Below are 25,749 nucleotides of genomic sequence, written 5' to 3'. Positions count from 1 at the left end.
ACGAGCCCTTTTGATTGATCCAAGATCCTGAGACTTGCTTACTCGTCCACGACACCATTGACGCTCGAAGTGGACGTCAAAAATCGAATCAATACTTAACCTTTGTGAATTAGACATGAAACGACGTACGACCGCATTGTTTGCCTTGCTGATATTCGCTTCGGCGGCAGCGTTTTCTCTGTCGTCTGCTGAAGCAGACGAACGACCCAACATCCTGATCTTCTATGTCGACGATCTCGGATGGCAGGACGTCCAGCTCAACGACTTGGACGATCCGTGTCCTTATGAAACGCCGAATGTCGTCAAGCTGGCGAAGCAGGGTATGAATTTTACCCAAGCGTATTCCGCCGCGCCGACGTGTGCTCCCTCGCGAGCCGGCATCATGACGGGCCAGCATCCCGGGAAGCTCAGGTACACTCATGTCACGTTTGCCAATATCCCGAAAGGCAGACCGACGGAGGAGTTCGTTGAACCCTATCTCGGCGCGCACCTCCCGATGGATGCGCTCACGTTGGCAACGGCGCTGAAGGACAATGGGTATGCGACCGGCCACGTGGGAAAATGGCATTTGGGATTGAGCTCGTCTCTTTTTGGGTTCGAGTTCAGCCACGAGGAACGCGGGGTGCATCGTAAGTTAGAGGATCGAACCAAGGGGTTTGCAACAATCGATGATCCCAAATATCCGCTAAGCGAAGCAAAATTCCCGCCCGTCAGCGATAAGAAACCGGACGGTATTTCGTACCCCTATGATGACGTCACCGAGTCCGCGGTGCGGTTCATGCAACAGAGCGATGACAAGCCCTTCTTCCTTTACCTCGCTCACTGGATGGTGCACTGGCCCGTCATGACGCGCAACGGTGAGTTGCTCGAGCATTACTGCGACAAACTGGGACAACCCTTTCCTCCCGAACCGGGAGATGTGACCTTGAAAGGTCAGCAGAATCCGTACTTTGCGTCCATGGTGACCACGGTGGATTGGAGCCTCGGGCGAATCGTCGATTATCTCAACGAGACGGATGATCCGCGGAGCCCTGGCAAGAAGCTTATCCAAACGACCTACGTGATGTTCACTTCGGACAACGGTGGTGCCGAAAAGCATGCCAATGAAATCATCTCCGACAACTATCCATTGAAGTACGGGAAAGCTCATGACGAAGAAGGCGGGATCCGGGTCCCAATGGTGATCACGGGGCCAGGAATTCCGCAGGAAACACAGTTTGTTGGTTTGGTAAACCAACTTGATTTTTTCCCGACAATCCTGAACCTCACTCGCTCTCAGATCGATTCGGCCGCGAAAAAAGAGTTGAGTGGTTTGGACATCACTCCCGTCCTGCTGGACGGTGCCCAGCAGATTGTTGATTCGAACGGCACGCAACGAGAGAACCTTTTTTGGCACTTTCCGCACGGCATCGACGCGATGAAAGCCGCGATCCGTGAGGGGGATTTCAAGCTCTATAAAAACTACGAAACTCGTGACTACAGTTTGTATCGACTCTATCAGGATGGCGAACGATACGACCTCGAAGAGATGAACGATCTCGCAGCAGAGCCCGAATACGCTCCCGTCCTCAAGCGACTTTCAGAAAACCTCGAACAGCATCTCGTTGAAAACCAGGTCGAGGGCCCATACCTCAACCCAGCGTTCAAGGGCAAAACAAAGCCATCCGCCGACATCCAAAAGCTGGCGTTCAAAGAGGAAAGCCGTCGGGCGAGCGTGAGACTGAGAAACGACAGCCCAGCCATCAAAACCGCCTACGTGATTTATCGCCAACCGCCGGGGGGCGACGGTAAGAAAGCAAGACGCGGTGAGGGATCATTTGATGTGCGTCTCGGCATGAAAACCCCCGCTACGATCGCCGCCTCGGGCCATTTGGTCAGCGCCCAAATCCCAGACGATATCGACGCCTATTGCTTTCTGTTGATCGACGAAAACGACTACCAAACGTTCAGCGACATTCAGATCGCTCGGTAGTCGCATGACAACTGTTGCTCTCATCTTTCGGGGCAACAGAACATTCCAAAAACGACCGCAGCCCACTACTGCTTCTACACCACTGCCATCCCAACGCGAAAAAGAAAACAATGACCTCCGATCTAATGTCACGTTTCATAGCGATCAAGACTGCACGACTGATGGTTGTGCTGACAATCGTCGCGTCCTTGATGCATGCCGGCAACACTGCCACTGGCCAAGCCCCCGCGACTCCGCCCTACGATGGCAGTTGGGAATCGTTGCAGAAAATGCCAGTGCCGGCTTGGTTTGATGACGGCAAGATCGGGATTTTCATTCACTGGGGACCGTACAGTACGATCGGATACAAAAAGGGCGGCCGCGGTTACTCAGAACATGTGCCGAAATTGCTCTACGACGATGCACAGCACTATTATCCGTACATGGACCAGCGTTGGGGAGCGCATCCACCTGAGTTCGGCTACAAAGACATCATCCCCGAATTCAAGGCCGAGAATTGGGATCCTGACGCGTGGGCGAAACTGTTCGCGGACATCGGTGCAAAATATATCGTGTTGACGGCCGAGCATCACGACGGCTGGGCCAACTGGGATTCTGAACTGACGCCCTGGAACGCGGTCGACATGGGGCCGAAGCGGGATTTGGTTGGCGACCTAGGCGAGGCAGTTCGGAAGCAAGGACTCAAGTACGCGCCGTCGTTTCACCGTGAACGCCACACCGGCTTCTTCGCGAAAGAAAAGTACGTCGTTCACAGTGAGCCGCGACCGGATATCGTCGAAGAGATCAATCGAGTTCCCGAAGCCGCCTCGCTATACGGTCCCTTCAGCTATGACAAAGCGTTTGTTGATGACTACGTCGCTCGCTGGAAAGAGATTCAAACAAAGTACCAACCTGATTTTCTTTGGATGGACGACTTTCCGATCTACACCCGCGATGGCAATCGTGTGCGGGAAGGCCAGATGCAGCCAGAGATCCAGTACCTGGACGATTCGCTGCGTGGCATGATTACGGATTTCATGAATGACGGTGCCTCGCGTGGACAGGATGTCTATGTCAACAACAAAGGTGCAAACCGCAATTGGCCCGATGGTGTCGGATGTTTGGAAAAGGACAACCTGAAGCTCAAGGTCATCGGACCGAAATGGCAAAGCTGCACGACGTTCGGAACATCATTCGGCTACCTCGAAGGCGACAGCTACAAGACCGTCGAGGGAGTAATCCACGAGATGGTGGAAGTCATCAGCCGTAATGGAAATTTCCTGATCAACATTGGCCCCAAGGCTGACGGCACGATTGTTCCCGAGCAGTTGGAACGATTGCACGCGATGGGCGATTGGCTGCGGATCAACGGCGATGCGATTTACGGATCTCGATATTGGAAACTGAGCGACCAGACGGACGAGCACCTTGTCTTTACGACCAAGGGCAAGAATCTGTATGTGATCAAGATGACGCAGCCACTCGAGCCCTTTACGATCACCGGCACGGCGGGATGGAACGCGAGTCAGGTAACGTCGGTTCGGCTGCTCGGTTCCGACTCGAAGCCAGCGTGGGAAATGACTCCGCAAGGCGTGCAAATCACGCCACCGAAAATGCTCGGCCAGAGCAAACATGCATGGACGTTTGAAATCGTTACGGATCGCGAACAGCACGTTCGCAACGCGATTCAGAAGGACGCCTCCAAGGCTTTGAAAGGCACACAGAAAGTCAACTTGGAAGGGCATGATACGACGAGCCGTGTCGTTCCGATGGGCCCTGCGCATCCCGCGATGAAACCTTTCGTGCTGCCGGGATCAACCGTGGTAATTGAAACCGCATCGAGTGCAGATGGCTTTCAAGAGCTGCCGCCCACCCGGGCATCCGTCGCGAAGGTCACCGCGAATCAGGCAACTCGCAATGATCCGCTGAAATCACTGACAGACGGAAACGTTGCCACAGGAATCGGGCCGGTGTTCGGAAATGGCGTTCGTGGCGGAGCGTACAAAATGGATCTGGGCTCGGTGCAGTCCGTTTCGGCCATCACCAGTTGGTCCCACAATTGGAAAGGAATCCGCGGTGCTCAGAAACTCGTTCTGTACGGCAGTGACGTGGCGACTGATCCGGGTTGGGATCTCTCCGATTTCACGCCGCTGGGCACGATTGATACGAAAGGTAAAACGAAGAAGGCGTTCACGGCAGCATCTTTGCGAGCATCGCCGGGTCAGTCGCTCGGTCAATTTCGCTGGATCGTCTGGGCCGTGTCCCCGGTTACCGAAACTCAGGGTGGAGAAAACACGGCGTTCCAGGAACTCGCCGTCGAGGTTGTCAAATCGAGAAACGCCGCGGCATCCAACAAACCAAATTTTTTGTTCATCGTCGCTGATGACCAAGCACCCTTTGACCTCAAAATTTACAATCCAGAATCGACGCTCAATACGCCAGTGATCGACCGTCTGGCCGCCGAGGGTTTGGTGTTTGATGGAGCCCATCAGATGGGTGCGTGGTGTGGCGGCGTGTGCACCCCATCGCGACATATGATCATGTCCGGCCGTACGGTTTGGCATGTGCCGGATAAACCAAAACAAGGCCGCAATCCGCTGGAGTCGGATCCGAATCATGTGCCACGAGATCTTGCGGACCATACCTTAGCAGCGGTCTTCAACGCGGCAGGTTATGACACGATGCGAACCTGCAAGAAGGGGAATAGTTACGCGGCCGCGAACGCAAAGTTCACGGTGGTTCATGATTCCACCAAACGAGGCGGCACGGACGAGTCAGGTAGCGCATGGCACGCGAAGCAGGTCCTCACCTATCTCGATCAACGCGAAGAAGCCGACGACCAAGATCCCTTCTTGATCTATTTCGGCTTTTCGCATCCCCACGACACGCGGGATGGCAAGCCGGAGTTGTTAGGCAAATATGGCGCGGTGAATCATCGGGACCGAAAGACCCTGCCGCCTGCCAATCCGAAACAGCCGAAGCTGCCAATTAACTATCTTCCGAAGCATCCCTTCAACAATTCTGACATGAACGTACGCGACGAGGTGAACGTTAGCGGGGTGTGGGCCAATCGCGATGAACGCACGATTCGCAATGAGCTGGGTCGCGAGTTTGCGTGTAGCGAGAATATTGACATCCAGATCGGTGCCGTTTTGGAAAAGCTCAAACAGATGGGCGAACTGAAGAACACCTACATCATCTACACGTCGGACCACGGAATGGCGATCGGCAGGCACGGCCTGCAAGGCAAACAGAACCTCTACGAACACACCTTCCGTGTCCCCTACATCGTGAAAGGGCCGGGCATCAAACCTGGATCTCGTGTTGCCGGGAACATCTATCATCTCGACGCGCTCGCGACCCTGTGCGACCTCGCCGGGATCGAAGCACCGAAAACCAGCGAAGGCATTAGCTTCAAACCGGTTCTCGAAGGAAAGCAAAACGCGGTTCGCGACGTGCTCTATGGCGCGTATTGCGGTGGTGCCAAACCTGGCATGCGCTGCGTTAAGAATGGCGATTGGAAACTCATTCGATACGAATCCACCGAAGACGGCGTGAGTGAAACGCAACTATTCAACTTGGCCGAGAACCCAGATGAACTGTTGGCCGAGCACCACGATCCGGAGGTGATCGCGTTAGCCGGGCATACGCCTAACCCGAATCAGACCAATCTCGCGAATGATCCGACGTATGCTGACAAACTCGACGAAATGAAGCAGCTCTTACTCGACGAGATGCGCAAACACTTTGATCCCTATCGTTTCTCTGATCAGCCGAATGATGGCTTGGAAAAAACGAACGTTTCGAAATCGCAAGACATCAGCAGCAATGAAGCGAAAGAACAAAAACGCAAACAACCCGCCAACTAGCGCTGCCGACTTCGTAAATTTCAACACCGACGTAGTGCAGGCTGCCAGCCTGCAGCGTCCGACACAAATGACGCATTTTTTAGTTAGCTTGCAGGCTGGCAGCCTGCACTACGGGTGAACGATCAAATGCCGACGGAGACCAAAGAAACATGAATTCGTTTTATAGTCGATGGCTGCTCTTGTTCGTTGTGATCTCGGCCCAGTGCTTCGCGGCCGAACGGCCGAATCGATCGTCCGGGCTTTCAGGAAAAGCACCGATTGAAGAAGCTGACACGTTGGTCGCGTCGACCACCCCCAGCCAATCGATCCAGCCCAACGTCATCTTCATTAAAACCGATGACCAACGATTCGATTCGCTTAGCATGACCGGGCATCCGGTGACGAAGACGCCGAATATTGATCAGTTGGCGGCGGAAGGTGTTTTCTTCCGCAACGCCTTCATCACCAGCCCAATCTGTGGGCCGAGTCGTAGCAACTTCTTCACCGGCCAATGGGAGCGTAAAAACCGGCAGGGGTTCTATCACGTTTCCAAGAACCATATTCCGCACGACGTGTTCGACCGCAGTTGGATCATGCAGTTGAAGTCCGCAGGCTATTTCACCGGTTACATCGGAAAGCATCACGCGACGATTGGTCCGGCGAAGGAACGCAATCGCTACATGAAAGAGAACATCGACTTCTGCTACATGAAGGGAGGCCACCTTGGTTTTGATTTGATGAATCACAAAGAGTTCCAAAACCTCAAGCAGAGTTCTCAGATCGAAGGCATTTTCGAGGCGACCGAAGCATTCATGCGACCAGGGAAAGACAAAGACTACTTTTTCGATACCGCTCACCAGTCCGTGACAGATTTCCTGCACCGCCGGGATCAGACCAAACCGTTCGCACTCTCACTGAACGTCAATTTACCTCACGCCTCCAGCATCGGTGGCATGGGAGCAAAGGACACCGACCCTGAGATGTACCGCACGTTGTACAGCGACCGGAAAGACGATTTCGTTTTCCCTGAAGGTTATCCGAACATCAACGTGCCGCTGCCGCAGACGGTTTTTCGCCAGGACGAGTTGATGGGCTATTATCGCACGACCAATCCATCCGCGTTGTTAAGTAAGAAGACCAAGATGGCACGCGCCGTCACCGCAATCGACATGATGCTCGGCAAACTACGAAAACAATTGGACGACATGGGGATTGCAGACAACACCATCATCGTCTTTGCCTCCGATCACGGTTTATTGCTCGGTGAGCACGGGCTCGGCGGAAAAACGTTTCTGTACGACGAGTGCGTCCGCATTCCGATGATCTTCTATTCTCCGTTTCTCACCGAACGGCAGCGTGGCACAACGGTGGATGAATTGGTGGTCGGTCAAGATTTGCCGGCGACCATCTTGCAAATGTGCGGTCTAAGCGTGCCGGACACCTACCAGGGCAAGAGCATGGTTCCACTGATGCAAGGCAATGCGATCTCATGGCGGAAGGAGGTCTTTTGCGAGAATCTTTTTACCGACCAGGGCTACCCTCGAATGGAAGCTGTTCGAAGCAGCGAGTGGAAGTACATCCGATACTTTTCGAAAGAAAACGATCGGCTGGAATACCTCCCCGACGCATCGATCAACGGAGAACAGCCCGTGTTCGAGGAGCTTTTCCATATCAAGGACGATCCCAAGGAGCAGACCAACCTCGCGTCCAATCCAGAGTACGAAGCAGTGCTTGCGAGATATCGTAACCGTTGCCAGGAACTCGTCACCGAGCTAGCCAAGTAGAGGATAGTGTGATGACCTTCAAAGCAATTTTCACGGCATGGGTTCTCGTGTTCAGCCTGGTGCAGTCTGTTGCCGCGGTCGACTTGGTGGACAAACTCGGCCGAACCATTCAAGTCGATGTGCTCGAACTGAACGCCGACGAACTCACCGTCAAAAGGTCGGATGGGCGACAATTCACGTTTCCGATCAGAATGCTCTCCGAAGCATCACAGAAATTGGCCGTGGACGCCCTCAATGACGTCAATCAGAGTGACACCTCATCGCGAATGCCCGCTTTTAGTTGGGACACGATTCCTCTTTACATGCACATTCGGAAAGTGGATGCGTTTACCGACCAGGAGTTGAACTACCTCGCCGATTTCCCGCTGATCACTTTGGAGAAGACCACAGGATCTCGAGCGTACGGTTCCACCGACGAGGGAACGATCGAAGCGGCCAAAGCGATCAAGCAAATCAACCCGGTGGCGAAAGTGTTGTTCTATCGCAACGTCATCGTCCACTACGGAACGTACAGCTTCGACAAGCAACTTGCCGACATTCCCAATTGGTATTTGGTAGACAAACGCGGAAACGACAAATTGATCCGGGGCAAAAGTCGGGCTTACGACACCTCCAACGCCGAGCTTCGCGATTGGTGGGTAACGGCCGCGACGGACGTTTGCAAAAGCCCTTACGTCGACGGTTTGTTTCTCGACGGCAACATCAAAGTGTTGTCTTCATTCTTGGAGCGGCAATTGCCGCCGAATAAGAAACAACAGACCGTCGACGGTTTCCACGAGATGATGACGGAAACACGCACAGCACTGGGCCCCGAAAAATTGATGCTCGCGAATATCATCCGAGCCCGGTTTGAAGACGGGGGACTTGAGTTCACGAACTATTTCGACGGTTCGTATCTGGAGTGCTTTACCACGCCCGCGGGGACGAACCTGAGTAGGGCTGACTATCTCGTCAGAGGAATCAACGCAACGCAGCAGGCTGCACGGCAGGGAAAGATCATCGCGATGACGATGGCCATGGGCGAAAGCAGCGTGTCGGACGGTGTCGATGAAGTACACGCCCGAATCGACGACGTTTCAAAGATCCAACAGGACGAACTCAACTTCAAGCTCGCCCTCTTTTTAATATGTGCGGAGAAATACAGCTACTTGTTTTTGAACGACGGCTACTGCGTCGACACGCGAGGCAAAAGCGAAATCTGCCAGAGCGGTCTCTGGTTAAAGTCTCTGCCCGAATACAGCAAGCGACTCGGTCCTCCCAAGGGTCCCGCCGTGAAAGAGGGCTATCGCTATACCCGCGAATTCGAGCACGCATCGGTGTGGATCGACGTCGAAAAGAGTGAAGGTAAGGTCCAGTGGAATTGACACCCTTCATTCCAGCGGATCTCACTTTGTAAGCATCGGCCGAATGCCGGTAGGCCGCCAAGTTGCCAACGGCCCTTCGCAGAAGTAGGTCGGATCAAGGAGCATAGCGACGCCGCTCCGGCCTACTGCTTTACCGTTTCGTTCGGTGAGCGTCGAAGCGAAAATTGTCGGCGATTGTTGAATGAATCGAAATCGAATCGGATCACTCACTCCGACGTACCGGCTGGTTTTTCGGAAGCGACTCCCATCACCTTCGAACAACTTCCCGTTCGATCAGTCGTCCCGCTTCTTCATCCGGAAGACGTGCGAGCAACTGCCGTGTCCGGGAGTCGTGTTGACTCCGGTTGCCAAGTACAGATACGCCGGTTGGCCGTCGATCGCCAGCACCTGAGCACGTTCGAGATGGCCGTCGAGCTTCCCCCGATAGGCAGTGCCATCTTGCAAGGAGTCTTCACCGACGTAATGTGCGAGATCTTCGTAGGCACGCGCGACGTCTTTCTTGTCGAAATGAAATCCATCCTTTGATTTCCACAACAGCCCGCCGCCACTGGAGCCTTTGGACGCACCAAAGTCTCGACTGAGCATATAAACCGAGTCACCCGAACTGAACGCGTAGGCGTCTTCGAGCGGCATCGTTGCTGGGGTAACGTATTTTGCGTGATTCACGTACGGACCTTCGAGAGTGTCTGAGACCGTGACACCGTACATGTATTTGCGTTTCTTTGAGTTGGCCCATGGGAAGACGACGGATTTAACGTACAACAAATATTTTCCGTTGTGCTTGATCAACGAGGGATTGGAGACGCCCAATCGGGCTGTGTAATTCCAATCCGTGCGTTTGTTAGATTTTCGCACCATCGTTCCGTCGGACTCGGCACCCGCGGCTGGCGTCCAGTTATCGGAAAGATCGTCGGCGACATACATGACAATCCGCTGTGTTTTCAAATCGTCGTTTTCGTTGACGATGAAACAGAGCACGTATTTCCCATCGATTTTCTTGATCGACGGATTGTGCGGCGAATTAAAATTGCCATCTTGATCGGGTACGGCCACGCGAACGAACTCAAACGGCCCCTCCGGTTGCTCGCCGACGTAGTGAGCAATCTCGCATTCCCGATACCACCCGTTGAAATCGTTCCGCGTTGTCATCGACCATCGGGCTACGTAGAGGTGCACTTTCCCGTCCGGCCCGATGACGGGCGAAGAGCCCCAAACATGCATGCCTGCGGTTTGCACAGCGCGGCCGACGTATTCGAATTGAAAATCGCAGGGTTGTGCCAGGCAGCGAATTGAAAGGACGCACCCCAATAGCGCCAACCACAGAATTTTCATTGCTTTCTTCCCAAACTCAGAAAATAGGACTCCCTCAACGAGGAACTTTAGCATAATCAGGCATCCGTCAAATCAACGCAACCTGCGACACAAACGCTACGGTATTTCTGGAGACAACGTTCATTTGGAGTTCCTTTTGAACTCGACGTCCGTTGGAAATAAACAACATTGCATAACAGTCACGCCGATAGAGCCCAGCACGCGGCCGCGCCGATTCCCACTCGATTTTGCCTCATAGGAACGAAGGCGTCGTGGATTTGGCGATCAAAACGGGCGTCTGTCGAAACTGACCGGATAGCGATGTTTCGCGTCTTGCGTCGGTGGCGGAACGTGGAAAACTATTTCAATGACGTGAATCAACTCGCCAACGCCAACTCCATCGCCGTTTCAGCAAACTCGCCTTAACTCCTGATGAACAGTCAATCACAGAACTTGCTTACTCGGATTTCGTTGCTGGAGCTTGCCCAGTCGGGGAAAGATCACCCGGCTTGGGAGGAATTCCTCGGCTATTACGAACCGTTCATCAGCCGGATTCTGTCGCAGATGGGGGTTCCGCGATCGGATGTCGATGACGTCTGCCAATTGGTGCTGATGCGTTTATGGAAAGATCTGGTGAACTACCAACGCAAACCACACCAAGCCAGATTTCGCACGTGGCTGTCTTATCTGATTCACAGCACGTTGGTGGATTGGCACCGGCAACAACAGCGTGATCGACTCGTCGTCGGCTCGGATTCGTTCTTATTCGAGCAAGCGATGATTGATCAGTCTGAACTCGAGGAAAGGATCGAAGCGGAGTGGAAAGAGCATATTGTTGATTTGGCTCTTGAACGATTGAAATCGATTTTCTCGGGAAACGCCGTGGATGTCTTTGTTCGCAGCGTCGAGGGAGAGTCGGTCGCCGAGATTAGCAAACAATTGAACATCAGTGAGGAAAGCGTGTACGTGTTGAAACATCGTGTTAAGAAACGCCTTGTTCGTGCCGTGTGCGAGTTGCGACGAGAACTGGAACTCCCCGATGGCACGCCTTGATTTTCGTTCCGCGAAGGAAGCACTTTTGATTCACCAAATTTCAGCAACATCAACAACCTGATGAACAACAGCCGCGGACGAAACGAAGATCTACAGCGAATCAAGCCAATATTGAGTGACTTGTTCGATCAGGGTGATCCCTCACAGGCGTACGACGATAATCTGGAGTCAGACGACGATATCTGTCCTCTGTACTGTTCGATTTCACGAATCAAACAACGTTACCAGGACCCCGAGTTGATTGGCCGGGGTGGGATGAAAGAGGTCTATCGGGTTTATGACGCGAGAGCAGTGCGTCACGTTGCGATGGCCAAACCCCTGCCGAAGTTTTCTAGCGATCAGTACGACGCTTTCTTGCGAGAAGCACATCTGACGGCGCGGTTGAACCACCCGAACATCATCGACCTGTTCGACATGGACATCGACCAGCAAGGTCGGCCGTTTTTCACGATGGAATTGAGGCACGGTCAGTCGCTTCTCGATGTGATCCGGTCATTGCGAGACGATCCGGCTAAGAACGAAATTCCGCTGCATCAACGTTTGGAGCTATTCCTGCGAGTTTGCGATGCGGTCGCCTACGCTCATTCACGCCGCGTTCTGCATCTGGATATCAAGCCCGAGAACATTTTTGTAGGCGATTACGGCGAGGTAAAGGTTTGTGATTGGGGCATGGGCGTCGTGATGGCTCGCGAGCAAGGTGAAAGCGAGTCCGCTGTCCTTCTCGATCCTGACCTCTATGGGTCGCTCCTGCAATCGGTCAGTGGGACGCCGATCTACATGGCTCCCGAACAAAAGGACACGCGGCAGCACAAAACGCCTCAGATGGATATCTATGCTCTTGGCTGTCTGTTGCAGGAACTGTTGACACTGAAAGCCCCCTCACAATCAAAGTCCGCGAATTCCGGAATTGATCCACCGCTGGCGGCGACGATTGCCAAGGCGATGGCGATGCATCCGAGCGATCGCTATCAAGAGGTCGCCTTGCTGCGGCAAGACATCTCGCGTTTCCTACTCGGATACAGCACCTCGGTCGAGCGAGCGAGTTTGCGCCGCGAGGCAGCGTTGTTCTATCGTAGGCACCGCGACGCATGTTCAATCGCATTAGGATCGCTCGCTATTTTAACAATGTGTGTCACGTTTTTCATTTGGCAGCTTAGTGAAAGCCGTGAAAGAGCATTGACCGCCAAAGCCGTCGCCGTCGACGCACGCGCGCACGCACAGGAAGCACAGAGTAGAGCGATCGATGCGAAGCAAGTCGCGGAGGATGCTCAACAGAAAACCGCTGCCGCGTTGGAGCGTGCAGAGGAAGCACAACGCCAAGCGGAAGCATCTTTGGCCAAGTACCTGGCAGAAAAGAGAGAATCCGACCGACGCCGTTACTCCCAAATCGTTGCCGCGGCGAGACATTCGGAATTTGTCATTGACGCCGCCATGCAGCGCGACGACGAGATGCGATCTGCTCTGCAGTTCGCACTCGTGCAGCTAGATTCGATCCTCGATTTTGATCCGCCGCCCAATTCGTTTGCGTGGAATCAAAAGTTCTGGAATCTTTTCCTGATTCAGGATTTTGAAGCCGCGCTGGATCTGAGCGCAGCCGGGAAGGAAATTACGCCCGAACTCGTCATGCTCGCCGAACGGTATCTACCGCATCGCAATGCGGACGGGTTCGTAGACACCGCTCACTTCATTTCCTTGATGCAAGACTTGGTGACGATCGATCGCTGGCGTGCACCTCTCGCTGAAAAAATGATGCTCTACGACGGAATCCATGACCGCACGCACGAAGACAAACTCGCGATCACACGGGCATGGGTGCAACTCAACAACCCGAATTGGCAAGGTGAAGAGCTGTCTTATGATCCCGATTCCGCAACGGTGCGATTACGGGGCATCGGCGTAAAGCATCTCAACCGCACCTTCGCCGCTGCATCCAAACGTCACCCGAATCGATTTTGCCTGCTACACGTGCTCAAGCCGAAAGTGCTGGATCTCCGGGAGACGAGTATTCGCGACTTGTCCGAGCTGCGCAGTTTGCAACTCCTGGAGCTCGATATTCGCCAAACGCCGGTCAAGGACCTCTCTCCGTTGCTCAACAACCGAACACTGCGGCGGCTCTATCTGGATCCTGACGCGATTCCGGAATCTCAGATCGCAAGCCTGCCAGAGTCGATCGAGGTAATCCGGGGGGACCGTGACACACACCTCGGGCCAGCATCTGATTAGGTGAACGTGGTTGTGAAAAATTTCCGGGTCTCGAATGCCTCGTTTTCCGTGTGTTTTGTGAGGTGAAGGCGACGCGAATACAAAAAAATCGAACATTCTTTCCGCGAAGTGTTCAGATTCAGCGCATAGACCTCGGTTAGAAGTCATTGAGGGAAATTTCCAACTCTCTCGTTATTGACCGCATTCCTTCGAAACCGAGGTACAGAGATGCCCAAATTGAGTCGCCCCTCACGATCTGCACAGGGGTTCACATTAGTGGAATTGTTAGTCGTGATTGCAATCATTGGTGTGCTGGTGGGCCTGTTGTTGCCCGCCGTCCAAGCCGCCCGTGAAGCAGCACGACGGATGAGCTGCAGCAACAATTTCAAACAAATTGGGCTGGCCGTTCACAATTATCATTCAGCCTACAACCAATTGCCGACTCAGATGTCCGGAACGGGTCACGGAACCAATTCCGGCTCGCACCCGAACCGAACCAACGGCAACGGAGAGAGGCACAGCATCTTTGTAGGACTTTTGCCGTTCTTCGAACAGCAAGCGTTGTGGGAGCAGATCTCAAATCCGTTGGTTGGTCGTACTGATGGCGGGAACTCTGGTTGGGGATCGGTGGGGCAACCGTGGGTTGCATTCGGGCCATCGCCCAACGTAGCGAACTACCCTCCTTACTTGACTTCCGTGCCCGCCCTGCGGTGCCCGAGCGATCCAGGTGTGGGACTTCCTGCCTACGGTCGAACCAATTACGCAGCCTGCACCGGAGACAGCCCGTTCCGCGGCGGTGTTGGTGCAGCCGATCAAAACCTAAACCGAAACGCGGCTCGCGCCCAAATGGTTCGTGCTAGCCAGCGAGGTGTGTACGTGCCTCGTCAAAAGACGGCGTTTCGCGACATCCTTGACGGCTTGGCAAATACCGTCATGGCTGGCGAGATTGCCACTGACCTGGGTGACCGAGACACGCGAACGGATCCCTTGGCCAACAACAGTGCCGTGACGCTTCGCGCCGAGTCGGGTGGTAATGCCCAAGCACCGGTAGGATCGCCTGCTCAGTGTTCAGGCAACGCGGGTGTCGACCCGGAACGGCCACAGTTTTGGAGCAGCAGCGCCTCCACTCCTCTCTCGGTGATCTGGGGCGGAATTGTTCTGGACAATCTTCGCGGCTATCGATGGGCGAGTGGTTTCCCCGTGTTCAGTCAGATCAATACGATGTCGCCGCCAAATACTGCCGTTTGTTTTCAGTTTGCGAATGAACAGGGAACCAACAATGTCTACAACCGATCCGGCGTGTTTTCGGCGAGCAGTCGGCACCAGGGTGGATGCCACGTGCTGATGGGCGACGGTGCGGTGAAGTTCATTACCGACTCGATCGAAGCGGGCAACCAGAACGCGACTCCAGTTGCTCAGCTCGGTACCGGAATCAGTGCCCCCGGCTCGAAGAGCCCTTACGGTCTCTGGGGAGCCCTCGGAACCCGGGCCGCGAAGGAAACCATCGAAGAGGAATTCTAGAAACCGCTCGGCACTCCGTCGAGCAAGCTACCCCGCGCGTAAGCCTCCCCCATATCGATCCGATGTGAGGGAGGACTCTGCGGAAATCTCCCCGATTGAAAACACTCTCTTTGGACTAACGACAAATGACAAAACGAATCTTCCCTCTTCTCTGCCTTCTGTGTTGTCTGGTCGGTTTCACCGCTTGCGATTCCCCTCAGGGTGGACTCGTGACGGATCAAGGCACGATGACATTTGAAGAACTGCAAGAGATGCAAGCCAAAGGTTTGGCGCGACAAGCAGAAGATGCAGGAGAAAAGGTCAAGGAAGAAGAGGTCGACTCGGGTCTGTAATCCTGACCGACTTGCCGCGACTGCCTGAACTACGCGGTTCAGCGTTTAGGCACTCCATGTGGAACGCGGGCAGTTGCTTGACTAGCCCGCGACGCAGCAATGCATTTCGTGGATCCGCCCTCGTTCGCGTCAAACTTGGTATGCCCGCATGAACACGCGTATTGTGACTGAATCAACAATCACAATGCGGTCTGGTGGGTTGTGAATGACTCGGCCGGCGGCCACGACGTCCGCCTTCTTCTCGCGTTCAGCTTTCCAACCGCAAGTTCCGTTTTTCGAGTTGAGCGAACCTGCCGAAAAGCCCTGATGCCATTCGTGGTTGCCTCGATGTGCAACAGGCAACGGTTTAGGATAAATGCGTTTTGATAGTAGTTGTGTAGATCGATCACGTATCGGTCAATTTGCCGAGCAGCAGACGCGAGCAACCTGCGTTCGTCTCTCGCATTGCTAAGGGCGGATGGGAAACGATTTTCAACGAGTTTGCTAAGTTGACGTTTGCCCTCCACGGAAAGCTCGCCCCTCCACGGAAAGTTCGCTGAACGGTCGATCTCCGAACCGCCCACCGTCTCCGAGTAGCGTGAATCGAATTCGCAACGGAACCAACGTCGAAAGTGCCGATGAACTTGGGGAGTTGTAACGGCGTGCGATTGGATTGATACAGCCTATCGTTTTGGTGAGAGGAACGCGTTGGCGTATGGTTGATACGATTCCTTCGCCTGCAAACCCTCTTGGCACGCAGACTCGCAAGTCCACAGACTTCGAGCGACGAACCGCTCGCTGAAGTTTCGAAAACGGATCGGCGTTGCCAGCAAGAATGGCTAATCGTGTCTGCGTGATTAGCTACAATGTCGAACATGTGTTCGGGACATTCGATTGCTCCGCTCGAGAGATCGTCTGAGAACACAGGCAACATCCTTTGGTAGTGCAACCGCGTGCTCGGATCGTTGCTGTTCATCGATTACGCGGAGCGCTTTTCGTCCACGAGACTTCGCGGGCGTGCCGCTGTTTGACACCGAATTCCGGACTGCATCCGCCGTTCCGCGATCACGGATGACTCATTTCCTTTCGATTGCTGATGACTATGACGAAGTGCGATTCCGTCGCAGTGGCTTTGCGGGCTTGCCTTGCCGCTCTGTTTCTATTTCCATGCCTTACCACGATGGGGGCAGAGGATACCGCCGATTCCCGTCCCAATATTTTGTTGATTACGATCGAGGACTGGTCACCCGATTTATCGTGCTATGGGACGAAAGGGATCGAGACACCGCACGTGGATCGCCTCGCGGCCGAAGGCGTTCGTTTCGAGCGTGCATTCACAACGTCGCCAGTATGCTCGACGTCACGCTCGGCGATGATGACCGGCTTCCATCAGAACTATATCAACGCTCAGCAACATCGTGAGTACGACAAACAACCGTTGCCGCACGGCATCAAACCGATCCCACACTTGTTTGCGGAGGCGGGCTACTACACCGCACTATTGAGTTGGAAGACGGACTGCAACTTCTTACCCGATTCCAAACCGGATTTGTTCATGGGCGGGGATTGGTCGGAACGTGAAGCCGGACAACCGTTCTTTGCGCGAATCACCTACGGAGAAACACACCGCTCCTTTCATCGTGATCCCGTCCGCCCGATCGCGATTGAAGATGTCGAACTGCCCCCGTACTATCCGGACACTCCGTTCGTGCGGCGTGATTGGGCGAACGGGTTAGAATCGATGCAAGTCGTCGATCGCAAAATCGGTGAACTGCTAGCCCGTCTCGAGAATGAGGGCCTGGCCGATAACACGCTCGTGTTCTTCATCGGTGACCACGGACGTTGTCATGTTCGCGGAAAACAATTTCTTTACGACGAAGGGTTGCGCATTCCGATGGTGATGCGTTGGCCTGGAAAAGTTGAGGCGGGCCAAGTGAATGAGGATCTTGTATCCTCGCTGGATATCTGTGCAACGATTTTGGACGTCGCCGGCATCACCCCGCCGGTGCCGCTTCACGGCAGAAGTCTTTTCGGCGAAGGTGTGAAGGATCGCGAGTATGTCTTCGCGGCGAGAGACCGGATGGGTAACACACACGATGCGATGCGGTCCATCCGTTCGAAGGAATTCAAGCTGATATTGAACCTGATGCCGGAACGGGCTTACTGCCAATACAGCAGTTACAAGGAGGGTGCGTATCCGATGATGGCAGAAATGAACGTGTTGAACATGAAAGGCATGTTGACGCCTGAGCAAGCGATCTTCATGGCTCCGAAAAAAGCGGACGTCGAACTGTTTAATCTCCGAGACGATCCACACGAGATCAACAATGTCGCCGACGATCCACAATACGCCACGGTGAAAGCAAAGCTAATGGCAGAACTCGAGCGTTGGCGAACGGACGTGATTGATGATCAAGGCGTCACGGATGACTTTCGCGCCACGGAAGTGTTTCCTGCAAATTGCCCAACGACCACCGTCGGCGAATGGGTTGCGTTGAACGAATCGAAATACGATTTCAAGAAACACGGATACCCGAGTTGGTATCCCACACGCACGTTAGAAGAATGGGAAAAAGCACTCGCGATTTGGACACCGTACGTTTTCCGTGATCCGTCGTCACACGAGAAGAGACCCAACGTCCTTTTCAAAGCGAAGTGAGAACGCCGAACGCAACGCTCGTCCGAACTCAACTTGCTCGTTGGGAGGAACGTTGCACACCACTGCGTCGGACGAACTCTGTTTTGAGCCACGGAGTGACCTCGGAATCTGCGGCCCCGTGATCATTGCTTGATGCGATCGGGGTTAGGTTGACAGTCGGCCGACGCAAGGCAGGTTGAGGATCTCGGCGATTTCGGGATCGAACGTTCCCAACAAATCACTGGGCCGGTCGTGCACGAGAGTCGAGAAAAGCCCCAGGAAGTTTTCGAGGTCGGGATCGAACCGTCGCTGCAGAATCTCCTCGACCTCGATCGTCACCGTTTGCATCGGATCGGACACATACGAGGCCGGGTGCGAAATCTCGTTGAACTCTTCGATCACCCCATCGAGCCAACTGTCGATCGCGATCGCGGACACGCCCAACGCGATTGTCTTGATCGAGTCCGAGACCCCGAGTGGTTTCTTTGCGAGCGATTTCGGTGGAACCAACCAAATCGGAATCTTCTTGATCGATTCGACTCGGTGCGACAAACGCTGGGTGAACTGCGCGAACGCGATTCCCGTCATTCTGATTTGTCCCAATCGAATCAGGATCGCATCGGGCCCGGCGGCAATTAGATCGTTGAGATGTTCGTCGATCCACTCCGGCGTGACACTGATTACCACGGCGGCATGGGGTGCCAGAACGCGAAGTTGTTCGACTTTGGAACTCAGCGTTTTCAATTCGCTGACATCCGGTGGCAGGGTCATCGCCGGAATCCATCCACCACCTGAAAGTGGCTGGTCCTCGGGGGTGGCTTCCCAGCGTCCTAGCCGAGCGGCCGAGTAGGCAAATCGCCCTGACGCGTCGCGGAGTGGCGAGAGGTGCATGTCCACGACCATCGCGTGATCAAAGTCGACATCCGATAACCCATATCGCTCGTTTCGATACGGCAGCAAACGAGGAATCCCCAATTCGCTGTCCGGTGGATCGCTGGCCGGCGACGAACCGTCTGCGGCGGTGGGTGCCGCATCCGAGGTCGCAAGCGTTCGTCCGAGTTCGCTCTCGAGGGCCGAGACGAGCACACCACGCGACTGCATCGCCAAGAAGATGGATTGGGCGATGATCGGTTGCCACGTGTGCCAGGGTGGCGCGTCCCAAAACAAGGGGACGGGTAAGAGAACCGGCACGCCTTCGGTGCGTTGCAGCAACGTTTCCGTCGGTGCCGGTGAAATTCCACGACGTACTTGCCCGATTCGTGGGGGCATCAGGCAGAGCGATTCGAGCAACTTAGCGTTCTTCCATTTCTTGAATGTATTGACGCAAACGCTCGAGCTCATCCGTCGTGCCTTTGAGCTTGAGCATGTTTTCGACGCGTTTGGTCAATTCGATCCGGTTAACCGGTTTGCTGAGGAAGTCGTCCGTACCTGCGGCAACGCCACGTTCGATGTCGCCCAATTCGCTAAGCGCCGTCACCATCAAAATCATGATGTTGCTGGTCGCGGCGTTTTCCTTGAGTTGTTTGCACACCTCAAACCCGCTGAGTTTCGGCATCATGACATCGAGCAGGATCAAATCCGGCTTGAACGATTCGACTTTCTCGAGCGTGTCGGCGCCATCGACCGCGGTTTCCATTTCGCAGTCCACCGTGGCGAGATACGCTTCGAGAAGTTCTCGGTTTGCGACGTTGTCGTCGGCGATCAAAATGCGATTACTCATCAGGCAACACCACAGGCTTGTCCGGACGCAGCAGCGGGTACGGGGAAGCTCGAGCACATGTCGCGAATTTCGCCGCGGATGGATTCGTGCAACGCCGAATCGTCAGGATTCGACAACGACTGATGAATCCAATTGCCGATCCGTTTCATCTCATCGACGCCCATTCCGCGTGTCGTCAGAGCGGGCGTTCCGATCCGGACACCGGATGGGTCCATCGGTTTGCGTTTGTCGAACGGAATCATGTTCATGTTGACGGTGATGCCACACGCGTCGAGCACGGCTTCGGCACGTTTGCCGCCCAGCCCAACGGTCGTGACATCGACCAACATCAAGTGATTGTCGGTACCACCGCTGACCAATCGCAGGCCGTTGGCCATCAGTGTTTCGGCGAGCGTCTTGGCGTTCTCGACGACCGAACGTCCGTAGGCTTGATAGTCCGCGGTCATTGCCTCGGCGAAACAAATCGCTTTGCCCGCGATGACGTGCATCAACGGTCCGCCTTGGGTGCCCGGGAACACGTTGCGGTTGACCAATTTCAAGTGCTCTTGTTTGCACATGATCAAACCACTTCGCGGGCCGCGAAGGGTTTTGTGGGTCGTGGTCGTGACGTAGTCGGCGAACGGGACGGGGCTGTTGTGGATCTTCGCCGCGACGAGACCCGCGTAGTGGGCCATGTCGACGAGCAGTTTCGCGCCCACTTCGTCGGCAATCTCTTTGAACTTCGCGTGCGGGATTTCGCGGGGGTAGGCACTGGCTCCGGCAACGATCAGTTTCGGTTTGTTCTCACGCGCCAATTTCGCGATTTGGTCGAAGTCGAGACGGTGTTCTTTCTCGTCGACGCCGTAGCTGATGAAGTTGTACAGACGACCGCTGATGTTCAGTTTCATCCCGTGGGTCAGGTGACCACCTTGGGCGAGGTCGAGCCCCATGACGGTGTCGCCGACTTCCAGAGCGGCGAGGTAGACGGCCGTGTTGGCCTGCGATCCGCTGTGAGGTTGCACATTAGCGGCCTCGGCGCCGAACAGTTCTTTGGCCCGATCGATCGCCAATTGCTCGACGACGTCGACATGTTCACAGCCGCCATAGTAGCGACGTCCCGGGTAACCTTCGGCGTACTTATTCGTCAGCACGCTGCCGGCTGCTTCCATGATCGCGGGACTCGTGTAGTTCTCGCTGGCGATCATTTCCAACCCGTCTTGCTGGCGGGCGGCTTCGGCTTGCATGGCTTCCCACAGGACGGGATCTTGCGACTGGATCGTACTCATCGAAGGTTTTGGATCTTTTTTGAGGGGATGGGCTGGTCAGACGGTTCGGCCAACGCGAATCGAATGCCCGATTGTCGGTCCCACGCCCCTGAGCGTCAATGACAACAAACCGCGTGTCCCGTGATTTGCTGGCCCGCCCGGCGAATTGCCGTCGTCCTATTCCCTACAACCAATTTCCAAACGCGCTGCGAATCCCCCCAAACACGCTGTTGATCGCCGCACTGATCCTGGTCGACGTGCCCAGTTTGTCGCCCACGCCGGGCAACGCCAAACTTAGCAACATGAGCAAAATGCCGCACGTCAGAACCAGCGAACTCGACGAATAATCCGGCATCTTCGGCCGCGCGAAAATGTTCGGGAGCCAGCCACCAATCACCGGCGGAGGGGTCAGATCCCGCAGCCGTCGCAATCCGATCTGCACGCGACCATCGGCCGCCTGGAAGAACCACTGCGCCTGCACCTCCAGCGTCGCGCCGTCATGCAACAACAACCAGGGCTCACCGATCCGGAGCTGGGTGGAATCGAGTGCTCGAACCAAAATCGTGAACCCATCAATCGACGCTTCCTGCAATTGAACGTTCACTCGGCGGCGACGAATTCGCAGCCATGCGGAGCTGTTTTCAGCCGTGATCGGACAGCGGAAAAATTCGGAATCGGAAGCGTTAGCGACCATTTGGTACATTCCCCGGGGCGAAGAGAAAAGGTGGAGAAAAGTAGTTTCGCATCGAAATAGGTAGCTCAATTGCACCTACGAGGACGAGAAAATTTCACCCGCGCGGCACTCTGCCCACTAAAAACAGACGCCTGTGAGGATTGTGCCGAATACGACCGGCGAGCGTCACGATTTCGACAACGAGTTTCGCTCAACGACGTCGGCCCGACCGGCCAAATAATCGTCCAACCGCGAGTTGATTCTGCGAGCAAAGATCCCGTGATAATTCGGCGAACGCATCTCGTTGATCAAAATCCCCAGCGTGATCAAACACTGCGAACCGACGATCCCGAGCAGATCCACATGACCGGTCGCGATCCAAACTCCGCAATTCGCGAGAAACGTAAACGCCCACACCAATTCGGGCGCCCGACGAACGCGGAACACGTTGCAGAACAAGAAAAAATGCAGCACGACGAACAGCAACAACCACGAAAATCCACCCGTTGCGTCGATCGTTGCCAACGTCACCACCGCCGCCAACAACACGACAAACGCATCAACGAGCGAAAGCCGAAATCCGTGCGTTCGCGGACGGCCCTGGTAAGTCAGCCCGATCTCGCCGCTGGTTGCGATCTCGCCGTGGGACGCGTGCTCCGCGTGTGAGTTACTTTCGTCGGTGGATGCATTTCCAGCCATCTGCAGTCTCCTTTCGTTCACCCGGCTTGGTTTGCTAACGCGGCCCGATCGCCGACTCGAGTTTCGTCAGCCGATTCATCCGATCGAATTTCGCTGTCATCACCGAGCGGCCTTCCGTCTGCGCTTCCAGATTCACGCCGACGTCTTTGATTTCGAATCCGAGATGAGTCAAATACGGGGCGATGGCGCGGCGATGATCCGAAATTTCGAAAGTCGAGATCCCCTGCGGGATGACACGGGTCGCTCGCACGAGTTCGTCGTCCACCGAGAGTTCCAGACTCGAATCGGTAATCAGCACGAACAGAGCCCCGCCCTCGTACGGGCATCGATAGTACGCTTCGGCCCCAGCGATGCCACTGGCGATCAGTCCCACGCGATGGCCTTCGAGATCGTCCATCGGTAACACCGACGTGGTCAATTCATCGACGCCGTGTTCTTCGCCGATCGCGAGAAGCTGGTTGCTGGCGACCAGCAAATTTTCCGGAATGCCGCTCGCGTGATTGGCCCACCCCCACATCCATGTTTCGGCCGTGTGGTCTTCAGTTCCGAGGATTTGGATCTGGTAGTCGACCGAACCGTTGAACGTGATCACGCCGCTGGTCATGTCAAATCCCCAATCGTCGTCGCCGTGAGCGTCGGCCAGTCGCAGTTGCTTGTCGAACGAAGCGAGAACGTGATCGGAAAAGAGTGAATCGAACGTCACTGACATGGTGCCCTCGCCAAAACGTCGGAAGCCTGATCGGCGCAGAGTCGCCCAGCACGACTCGCGGGTGATTCATCCAAACTAACAGACCCGAACCCGCGTCACCACAATCGGCCTCGATACCCGGTGGTAGTTTTGGCCTTCGCAGGACACAATCGGTGCAAAATACCGACTCACGCAATCACCAACATTCACCTGCGGAAACGAATCACGATGGCGTTTTGGCGATCAAAAAAGACGAACGAATCCGGCCCTGAGAACGAAGGCCTCGATCCCGCGACGAGCGAACCTGCAGCAGAGCCCGCAACCGACAAGGCCGCAGGTGGCGGGATTTTCTCGAAAATCACCGGTGGTCTGCAAAAAACACGCCGTGTGCTCGGAACCGACATCCGTGACCTCTTCAAAAGCGAAGGGCGACTCGTCGATGAGGATTTCCTCGGTGAACTCTTCGCACGATTGATTCGCACGGACATGGGCACGGGACCGGCGAACAAAATCCGTGAAGAGGTCGGACGTCAATATCGCGGCCGCGTCGTGCATCTCGATGAAGTGATCCAAACGATCACCGAGGAAATTCGATCGCAACTGCGGCAAGATCACGGCGGTTTGACAAAGTCCGATTCGCCACCCACGGTGATCCTCGTCGTGGGCGTCAACGGCAGTGGCAAGACAACGTCGATCGGGAAACTCTCCCACCACCTGCATGCCAACGGACACAGCCTCGTGCTCGGCGCGGGCGACACGTTTCGTGCCGCGGCGGTGGAACAGTTGACGATTTGGGCGGGACGGATCGGATGTGAAATCGTGACCGGCAAAAGCGGCGCGGACCCGGCGAGTGTTGCCTACCAAACCGTGGACAAGGCGATCGAAGTCGGTGCGGACTACGCGATCATTGATACCGCCGGACGGTTGCAAACGCAAAGCAACCTGATGCAAGAGTTGGAAAAGATTCGCAAGGTCATCGACAAACGATTGCCGGGATCGCCACACGAAGTGCTGTTGGTGCTCGACGCGACCGCCGGCCAAAACGCGATCAGCCAAGCGAAAGGTTTCAGCGCAGCAGCCGGATGCACCGGAATCGTGTTGGCGAAACTGGACGGGTCTGCCAAGGGCGGCGTCGTGTTGCCGATCCGCGAGCAGTTCCAATTACCCGTCAAGTTCGTGGGACTCGGCGAAGGCATGCAGGACATGGCGGCCTTCGACCCTGACTCCTTCGCCGACGCGCTGCTGAAGGGCTAGCGAGATCCTCGTGACAATGCAGCCGAGTTCGCCAGCGTTCGCGGACCAACATCGCTGCGTGTCTGGCGTCAGTGATCCGAAACGTCCAGGTTCTACAGACTCAAAATTTGCTTGCCCCCTTTTTCTGCTTTGAGCTCCACGTACTTCGCTGGCGTGCGCTATTGGATCATCACTTTGCTCATCAAAAGGGACGCACAAAAGCGGGAGCGGTCGAACCGTTCATCACCGCCTCCTCTTCGGCTTCGTTTTTCAACTCAGCTTCGGTGAACATTTCCTCCCGTTAGGTCTGAGGTCGGCTTCCGTTTGCCCTCGCCCCGATTCGGCACGAAACTATTTCCAATAATTTCCTCCAGATTGGACGGGGGGTGCCCATCTACTGACAAGATGTTATCACCTGCTGTTAGACTCGCTTTGCAATCATCAGTTGATTAAACGACTGGGTGGCAACGGTTAAAGGGCGATAGAACTAGGGGCAGGCAAGATGCCAAATCAGATCGAAAGAATCATCACACTATCACGAATAATCGGCCTGGGCCGAGGCGAATGCGACGTTGCTGCAATCGCGGCCGAGACGTCGTCTAGCGTCAAGACGGTCAGGCGGGACATCGAGGCGGCGCGCCGTCTCGGCATTCCGATCACCGATCAAGTCCACGCGCACGGACGCAAGACGTACTCAATTGCGGTAGATGCTCTACAACGCGTGAACTTTTGTTACGACGAAGCGTTTGCGATCATGCTATGTCGCGGCACCGCGACCGCGTTTGAGGGCACCTCCCTCGGCCAGGCAGCAGACGCCGCGTTCGAGAAAATCGAGGCTTCTTTGGGAACCGTCGCCGCCGACTACCTAGCCACGATGCTCCCCAAAGTGCACCAACGTTCAGTCGGCGGCGACTACACGCAGCACGGTGAGATTGTGGACGCGTTGATGATCGGGATGGAGTCCCGCAAAGCCACCTTCATCAGCTACCACAGTGCCCGATCCACAGAACCGGTCACGTACGACATCCACCCTTACGCGGTGGCCGAGCACCAGGGCACGCTCTACGTCGTAGGCCATTCGTGCGAGCATCACGAAATCCGAACATGGAAAGTCGAACGGATCAGCGACGCGGAAGTCACGCCTGTTCCCTTCGTGCGTCCGGCCGGCTTCGACATCAAGACACACATGAAAGGCGCCTTCGGGGTAGTCAGCGGCCAAACCCCCGTCACGGTCCGCGTGCGATTCACCGGCTCAGCCGCCCGATATGCGGCCGAAAAGCTGATGCACCCGAGCCAACAAGTCGTCACCGCCACAGACGGCACGGCGGTAGCCACCTTCCGACTGACCAGCACACTGGAAATCAAAAGTTGGATCCAATCCTTCGGCCCGGCCGCCGAAGTCCTCGAGCCCGAAGAGCTCCAACAAGAAATCATCGAAGAACTCAAGCAATCCCTCGCCCAATACGAATCCGCCGAGGCGACGAAGTGAGTATCTAAATCTTCGCCAGA

General features: G+C 55.2%; 18 protein-coding genes. 11 read left to right on the top strand and 7 right to left on the bottom strand.

Going from position 1 to position 25,749, the window contains the following annotated elements:
• The first annotated feature begins 115 nt into the window (after positions 1-115).
• From FHS27_RS19045 to FHS27_RS19025, 4 genes are all read left to right on the top strand, one after another.
• Positions 116-1,972: a sulfatase gene (locus FHS27_RS19045; RefSeq protein WP_184306459.1), complete on the top strand. Its 1,857-nt coding sequence runs from the start codon at positions 116-118 to the stop codon at positions 1,970-1,972.
• A gap of 125 nt (positions 1,973-2,097) precedes the next feature.
• Positions 2,098-5,820: an alpha-L-fucosidase gene (locus tag FHS27_RS31785; RefSeq protein WP_246420164.1), complete on the top strand. Its 3,723-nt coding sequence runs from the start codon at positions 2,098-2,100 to the stop codon at positions 5,818-5,820.
• 149 nt (positions 5,821-5,969) lie between these two features.
• On the top strand, positions 5,970-7,583 hold the full coding sequence (locus tag FHS27_RS19030; protein ID WP_184306458.1) for a sulfatase-like hydrolase/transferase: 1,614 nt from the start codon (positions 5,970-5,972) through the stop codon (positions 7,581-7,583).
• Positions 7,584-7,594: 11 nt separating this feature from the next.
• Positions 7,595-8,947: a putative glycoside hydrolase gene (locus FHS27_RS19025; RefSeq protein ID WP_246420161.1), complete on the top strand. Its 1,353-nt coding sequence runs from the start codon at positions 7,595-7,597 to the stop codon at positions 8,945-8,947.
• Between the two features lie 273 nt (positions 8,948-9,220).
• Here FHS27_RS19025 and FHS27_RS19020 read toward each other — a convergent pair whose 3' ends face one another.
• Positions 9,221-10,279, bottom strand: a complete 1,059-nt coding sequence (locus FHS27_RS19020) for a glycoside hydrolase family protein (RefSeq protein ID WP_246420159.1) — start codon at positions 10,277-10,279, stop codon at positions 9,221-9,223.
• Positions 10,280-10,690: 411 nt separating this feature from the next.
• Here FHS27_RS19020 and FHS27_RS19015 point away from each other — a divergent pair, with 411 nt between their 5' ends.
• From FHS27_RS19015 to FHS27_RS18995, 5 genes are all read left to right on the top strand, one after another.
• A complete protein-coding gene (locus FHS27_RS19015) occupies positions 10,691-11,311 on the top strand; it encodes an RNA polymerase sigma factor (RefSeq protein ID WP_184306456.1) in 621 nt (206 codons plus the stop codon).
• A 60-nt stretch (positions 11,312-11,371) separates the two neighbouring features.
• On the top strand, positions 11,372-13,534 hold the full coding sequence (locus tag FHS27_RS19010; protein WP_184306455.1) for a serine/threonine protein kinase: 2,163 nt from the start codon (positions 11,372-11,374) through the stop codon (positions 13,532-13,534).
• A gap of 207 nt (positions 13,535-13,741) precedes the next feature.
• Positions 13,742-15,034 carry a DUF1559 domain-containing protein gene (locus FHS27_RS19005; protein ID WP_184306454.1) on the top strand — a complete coding sequence of 431 codons (1,293 nt, stop codon included), beginning with the start codon at positions 13,742-13,744 and terminating at the stop codon, positions 15,032-15,034.
• Positions 15,035-15,159: 125 nt separating this feature from the next.
• On the top strand, positions 15,160-15,366 hold the full coding sequence (locus tag FHS27_RS19000) for a hypothetical protein (RefSeq protein WP_184306453.1): 207 nt from the start codon (positions 15,160-15,162) through the stop codon (positions 15,364-15,366).
• 1,075 nt (positions 15,367-16,441) lie between these two features.
• Positions 16,442-18,004 (top strand): sulfatase family protein, encoded by a 1,563-nt coding sequence (locus FHS27_RS18995; protein ID WP_390853954.1) that lies wholly within the window; start codon positions 16,442-16,444, stop codon positions 18,002-18,004.
• Positions 18,005-18,148: 144 nt separating this feature from the next.
• Here the strand turns inward: FHS27_RS18995 and FHS27_RS18990 are convergent, their stop codons facing one another.
• The 6 genes from FHS27_RS18990 to FHS27_RS18965 form a co-directional block, all read right to left on the bottom strand.
• A complete protein-coding gene (locus FHS27_RS18990; RefSeq protein ID WP_246420156.1) occupies positions 18,149-19,324 on the bottom strand; it encodes a hypothetical protein in 1,176 nt (391 codons plus the stop codon).
• Positions 19,275-19,703 carry a response regulator gene (locus FHS27_RS18985; RefSeq protein ID WP_009099335.1) on the bottom strand — a complete coding sequence of 143 codons (429 nt, stop codon included), beginning with the start codon at positions 19,701-19,703 and terminating at the stop codon, positions 19,275-19,277. Before FHS27_RS18985 ends, FHS27_RS18990 begins: the two co-directional genes overlap by 50 nt.
• Positions 19,703-20,968: a serine hydroxymethyltransferase gene (locus FHS27_RS18980; protein WP_184306452.1), complete on the bottom strand. Its 1,266-nt coding sequence runs from the start codon at positions 20,966-20,968 to the stop codon at positions 19,703-19,705. The genes FHS27_RS18985 and FHS27_RS18980 overlap by 1 nt, the downstream gene beginning before the upstream one ends.
• Positions 20,969-21,131: 163 nt before the next feature.
• Positions 21,132-21,641 (bottom strand): hypothetical protein, encoded by a 510-nt coding sequence (locus FHS27_RS18975; RefSeq protein WP_184306451.1) that lies wholly within the window; start codon positions 21,639-21,641, stop codon positions 21,132-21,134.
• 165 nt (positions 21,642-21,806) lie between these two features.
• The gene (locus FHS27_RS18970; RefSeq protein ID WP_184306450.1) at positions 21,807-22,319 is read right to left on the bottom strand and encodes a hypothetical protein; all 513 of its coding nucleotides are present in this window, start codon (positions 22,317-22,319) and stop codon (positions 21,807-21,809) included.
• Between the two features lie 34 nt (positions 22,320-22,353).
• On the bottom strand, positions 22,354-23,028 hold the full coding sequence (locus FHS27_RS18965; RefSeq protein WP_184306449.1) for a DUF6882 domain-containing protein: 675 nt from the start codon (positions 23,026-23,028) through the stop codon (positions 22,354-22,356).
• 207 nt (positions 23,029-23,235) lie between these two features.
• Between FHS27_RS18965 and ftsY the strand changes: the two genes are divergently transcribed.
• Positions 23,236-24,261, top strand: coding sequence for a signal recognition particle-docking protein FtsY (ftsY, locus tag FHS27_RS18960; RefSeq protein WP_184306448.1), 1,026 nt, complete (start codon positions 23,236-23,238; stop codon positions 24,259-24,261).
• Positions 24,262-24,742: 481 nt separating this feature from the next.
• Positions 24,743-25,729: a helix-turn-helix transcriptional regulator gene (locus FHS27_RS18955; protein ID WP_184306447.1), complete on the top strand. Its 987-nt coding sequence runs from the start codon at positions 24,743-24,745 to the stop codon at positions 25,727-25,729.
• The last annotated feature ends 20 nt before the right edge of the window (positions 25,730-25,749 follow it).

Origin of the sequence: Aporhodopirellula rubra (genome assembly GCF_014192335.1) — a bacterium.
Classification (GTDB): domain Bacteria; phylum Planctomycetota; class Planctomycetia; order Pirellulales; family Pirellulaceae; genus Rhodopirellula; species Rhodopirellula rubra.
The sequence above is the reverse complement of the archived record's forward strand: the minus strand, read 5'-3'. Positions and strand labels throughout refer to the sequence as shown.